This is a genomic window from Telluria sp. Soil_C_11, from assembly GCF_057657395.1.
Window position 1 is genome coordinate 1 of record NZ_JBDGIN010000040.1, and the last position, 4,615, is coordinate 4,615.

4 protein-coding genes are annotated in these 4,615 nt (G+C 65.7%); 3 read left to right on the plus strand and 1 reads right to left on the minus strand.

Going from position 1 to position 4,615, the window contains the following annotated elements:
- Positions 1-196 precede the first annotated feature (196 nt).
- On the minus strand, positions 197-1,057 hold the full coding sequence (gene bla / locus AC3A6M_RS24685; RefSeq protein ID WP_487855336.1) for a subclass B3 metallo-beta-lactamase: 861 nt from the start codon (positions 1,055-1,057) through the stop codon (positions 197-199).
- Positions 1,058-1,219: 162 nt separating this feature from the next.
- Between bla and AC3A6M_RS24690 the strand changes: the two genes are divergently transcribed.
- The 3 genes from AC3A6M_RS24690 (at position 1,220) to ampC (ending at position 4,355) form a co-directional block, all read left to right on the plus strand.
- A complete protein-coding gene (locus AC3A6M_RS24690; protein WP_487855337.1) occupies positions 1,220-2,341 on the plus strand; it encodes a sensor histidine kinase in 1,122 nt (373 codons plus the stop codon).
- Between the two features lie 3 nt (positions 2,342-2,344).
- Positions 2,345-3,106, plus strand: a complete 762-nt coding sequence (locus AC3A6M_RS24695) for a LytR/AlgR family response regulator transcription factor (protein WP_487855338.1) — start codon at positions 2,345-2,347, stop codon at positions 3,104-3,106.
- Between the two features lie 76 nt (positions 3,107-3,182).
- Positions 3,183-4,355 carry a class C beta-lactamase gene (gene ampC / locus AC3A6M_RS24700; protein WP_487855339.1) on the plus strand — a complete coding sequence of 391 codons (1,173 nt, stop codon included), beginning with the start codon at positions 3,183-3,185 and terminating at the stop codon, positions 4,353-4,355.
- Positions 4,356-4,615 lie beyond the last annotated feature (260 nt).

A 4,615-nucleotide genomic window follows, 5' to 3' on the forward strand; every position in this document is an offset into this window, starting at 1 on the left:
CCGTGAAACGACTTTGCGCCGATGATAGTGCTGCAACCAGTGTGAAAGTAGGTTATCGTCAGGCTAATTATTCGCAGGAGCCCGCTCAATTCGATTGAGCGGGCTTTTTGCTTTTCTGCGTCCATAAATCACCGCCCGGCAGCGCAGCGGTTCCGGCGCTGTCGGCGGCTGCGCCGCCGACAGCGCACAGGCCCGATTACTTGCCCGCCTCGGCAGCCAGGGTCTTCGCCAGCATCTCGCGCGCCTTCGCCGCATACTTGCGGCAACCGTCGCGGTCGACGAAAGCCATATTCCCGAGCTGCGCCTGTCCTGCCTTCTTTTCCCACAAACCGCTGAACTCCGGGTGCGCACTCACGAGCACGTCGCAATCCAACGATTCCACCGTGGCGATCGAACGCTCGATGTCCGCCCGCGCGTTCGGGTAGAGCGGATTCCTGCTGAAGCTGCGACTATCGGCAACCACTGCGGTCACGCTATCCGCGTACACCATATGCATCGTCCGGCCGCCCTCGCTCGACTGCCACGTCCAGCTGGTCGCACCCATCGTATGCCCCGGCGTGAAGTGAGCGGTGATCGCCAGGGGGCCGACTTTCACCACTTCGCCGTCGCGCACTGCGCGCGTGTTGGCGACCGGCGTCATCGCCTGCAGGCTGGGATATTGCGCATCGCGCTTGTCCGGCTGGCCGCTACGCAGCACCGCCACATCCGGCGGGCTGCCCAGCACCACCGCACCACTCATCTTTTGCAGGTCAGCGATCCCGCCGGCGTGGTCGAAATGCTCGTGGCCACTCAGGATATAGCGGATGTCCTCGACCTTGAAGCCGAGCTTGCGGACATGCCCGGCGATCTGCGCCGACGATCCGGTCGGTCCCCCATCGATGAGGACATGGCCGGCCGGGGAGGTGATCAGCACCGCGCTGATGCCCCCGGTGCCGACATAATAGGTATTGCCGTACACGGCAAAGGGATCCTGGGGCGCGTGCCAGTCCGCCGCACGCGCGGCCGCAAGAGAAGTGCCGAGCGCGATGGCGGCGGCAAGGCTGATCGGTGTTTTCATGTTCAAGGTAGGAAGTGGGGACGCATGGTCGGATGAAACCACATTCATTCTGCGCTTCAGTCGACAGCCCGGCAGCCGCCGGGTGACGAAACACCGGTTCGGCGTGATGATCGCCGGCCCCTGCCGCCGCCCGGCGGGATGAGCACTGCTATACTTTTTCCGATGAATCAACGCGTCGACAACCCCGGCCTTTTCTCCGCGCCTCCTGCGCCTCTCCGCACCATCGTGTCGACCGTGCTGCTGTGGGCAGCCATCAGCGTGCTCGGTGCATTGCAGACCTACAGCGACAACCTGCGCGTCGGCGTCGACAGCCATTACCCGGCCCTGCTGGCGACCTGGTTCGTCGAGTACGCGGTGCCGCTGATCGTCCTGAGCGCCGGGCTGAGCATGCTGCTGTCGCGCCGCCCGGCCCTGATCGCCCGTCCGCCCAATGTGTTCGCGCTGTTCGTCGGCCTGGTACTCATCTTCCAGCCGGCGCAGTGGACTTACATGGCCTGGCTGCGCGGCTACCTGCACATCGCCAGCCTGGACGACGTCCGTCAGCTGTTCATGAAGATGCTGCTGGTCGGCTGGTTCTCGACCACCGGCACCTTCGCCGCCATCCTCGCGGTCCACTATTGGCGCCAAGCCCGCGAGCGCGAACTGGCCTGGCAGCGCAGCCAGACCGACATGCTCAACCTGCGCCTGGCCCTCGAAGAGCAGCGCATGCTGGCCTTGCGCGCGCAGTTCGAGCCGCACTTCCTGTTCAATGCCCTGAACGCCATCAGCGCCCTGGTGCGCGACGGCGACCGGACCCTGGCCCTCGGCGGGATAGGCCGCCTGAGCGACCTGCTGCGCTATGCGCTGTCGGCGAGCGTGCGCAACACGGTCACGGTCGCCGCCGAGCTGCAGTTCGTGCGCGACTACCTGGACCTCCAGCGCCTGCGCTATGGCGACCGGCTGCAGGTCCACATCGACGGCGAGGGCCGCCTGCTGCACGAAGTCGACTGCCCGCCGCTGATGCTGCAGCCGCTGATCGAAAACGCCCTGCGTCACGATCTCGATTGTCGCCACGGTGGTGCGCCGAGCGATATCCGCCTCGGCTTCGTGCAGGACGGCGACGTGCTCGCGATCCGCGTGACGAATCCGGTCAGCGCACACGCTTCGCCGAACCCGGGCGCGGGGCTCGGACTGGCGAATACGCGCGAGCGATTGAAGCTGACGCATCCGACCGCGTCGCTGTCCACCTCCCTGCAGGACGGCCGTTTCGTGGCCGAGGTCCGCCTGCCGCTGGACCGGGAGTAAGCGATGGCGGTGCGCTACCTGATCGTCGACGATGAAGCGCCCAGCCGCGCCAACCTGCGCCTGGCCCTGGCGGCGCATCCCGACTGGCTGCTGGTCGCCGAGTGCGACAGCGCCGCTGCCGCGCGCGCGACCCTGGCGGCGCAGGACGTCGACGTGATCTTCCTCGACATCCAGATGCCGGTCGAATCCGGCCTCGTGCTCGCGCGCGAGGTCAGCCGCCTGCGCGCGCCGCCGCTGATCGTGTTCGCGACCGCCTACAGCGAGCATGCGGTCGACGCCTTCGAAGTGCACGCGCTCGACTACCTGCTCAAGCCCGTGAACGATGCGCGCCTGGCCCAGACCACCGAGCGGATCGGCGCCATGCTGGGGCAACGCCAGCGCGAGGCGTATGGTGCGGCCGTGCGCGATTACGTCGATGCCGATGCGGGTCGCAGCGTGGAGCGACTGGAGCGCATCAACGTGCGCTCGGTCGGCCGCATCGAGCAGGTCCGCGTGGACGACATCCTGTGGGTGGAGTCGGCCGGGAATTACGTCGAGCTGCATCTGGAGGGGCGCACGGTCATGCATCGCATCACCCTGAACCGCCTGGAAGCGCTGCTCGCGCCCGCCGACTTCCTGCGCGTGCACCGCAGCGTGGTCGTCAGGCGCAGCCAGATCGCGCGCCTGGAAACGGTCGGCGACGGCAGCTACCGGCTGACACTGCGCTGTGGCGCCACGGTGGCGGTCAGCGAACGTTACCTGGCCGCGTTGAAGTCGGCGATGTGACGAAATGCCGCCGCGCCGGGACGGCTGCGCTGTTCCCGCCGTCCGCAGCTTGCCTATACTGGAGCGTCACCACGAACTGGAGAACACCTTGCGCTTCCGGCTGAAACCCATCGGGCATCTCGCCCTTGCCTGTCTGTGCGCCCTGCCGCTTGCAGGCCGCGCCGCCACCGATGCGGATGCCGTACGCGCAGCCGTCGACCGTGCGATCCGTCCCCTGATGGCACAGTACGACGTGCCCGGGATGGCGATTGCCGTCACCATCGGCGGCAAGGCCATGTTCTACAACTATGGCATGGCGTCGACAGAGAAGCGCATTCCGGTCAGCGAGAACACGCTGTTCGAACTGGGCTCGGTCAGCAAGACCTTTACCGCGACCCTGGGCTGCTACGCACGGGAGCTGGGCAAGCTGTCCTTCGACGACCATCCGGGCAAGACCATGCCGGCGCTGAAGGGCAGCGCGATCGACCGCGCCACCCTGCTGGAACTCGGCACCTACGCGGCCGGCGGCCTGCCGCTGCAGATGCCGGACGAGGTCACGAACGAGGCGCAGATGCTGGCGTACTTCCGCGACTGGACTCCCGGCGCACCGCCTGGTACGCAGCGCCGCTATTCGAACCCGAGCATCGGCTTGTTCGGACATGCGACGGCGCTCGCGCTGCAGACGAATTTTGCCGATGCCGTCGAAGGCCAGCTGTTTCCCGCGCTCGGCCTGAAGCATAGCCATGTGCGGGTGCCGGCGACGGCGATGGCGGATTACGCCTGGGGCTACGACAGGACCAACAAGCGGGTGCGGGTCAGCCCCGGTGTCTTCGATGCGGAGGCCTATGGGGTCAAGTCGAGCGCCGCCGACATGATCCGCTTCGTGCAGGAGAATATCGACCCAAGCCAATTGCCGGAACCGATGCGGCGCGCGGTGGACTGCACCCATACCGGCTACTTCCAGGTCGGCGACACGGTACAGGGCCTCGGCTGGGAACAATATCGGGCGCCGGCGAGCCTGGCGCGCCTGCAAGCCGGGAACGGCGAGAAGATGAGCCGCGAAGCGAATCCGGCGGTCAGGCTGCAGCCGCCGCAGGCGCCGTCGCGCGGGACGCTGTTCAACAAGACCGGCGCCACCCGTGGTTTCGGCGCCTATGTGCTGTTCGTGCCGGATCACCGGATCGGCATCGTCATGCTGGCGAATAAAAACTATCCGATTCCGGCGAGGGTCGAGGCGGCTCACGCCATTCTCGAGCAGCTGGTCAAATAAGCTGCAGCTGCCAACCTCGTTCGAGACCGTGTCCACCTTTTCGGCACGGTGAAAAAAAACGACGCGTGGCCCTTGCGTGTTCACATACTGGTTTGCTATAGTTCGCGTCCTGCTTCTGCAGCGCAAGAAAAGCTGAACGAAATCAAGTAGTTGAGCTAGGTGTTTTGATAACACCGCTGGCGTTGAAGAAAAACGAGGGGTTGACGAGTTAAGCGAAACACTGCATAATCTCATTCCTCTGCTGCTGACGAACAAAACGA

What these genes read in the sequence shown, in the direction of transcription:
- bla (WP_487855336.1), bottom strand. Translation starts at nt 1,057, where the DNA reads ATGAAAACACCGATCAGCCTTGCCGCCGCCATCGCGCTCGGCACTTCT.
- AC3A6M_RS24695 (WP_487855338.1), top strand. Translation starts at nt 2,345, where the DNA reads ATGGCGGTGCGCTACCTGATCGTCGACGATGAAGCGCCCAGCCGCGCC.
- AC3A6M_RS24690 (WP_487855337.1), top strand. Translation starts at nt 1,220, where the DNA reads ATGAATCAACGCGTCGACAACCCCGGCCTTTTCTCCGCGCCTCCTGCG.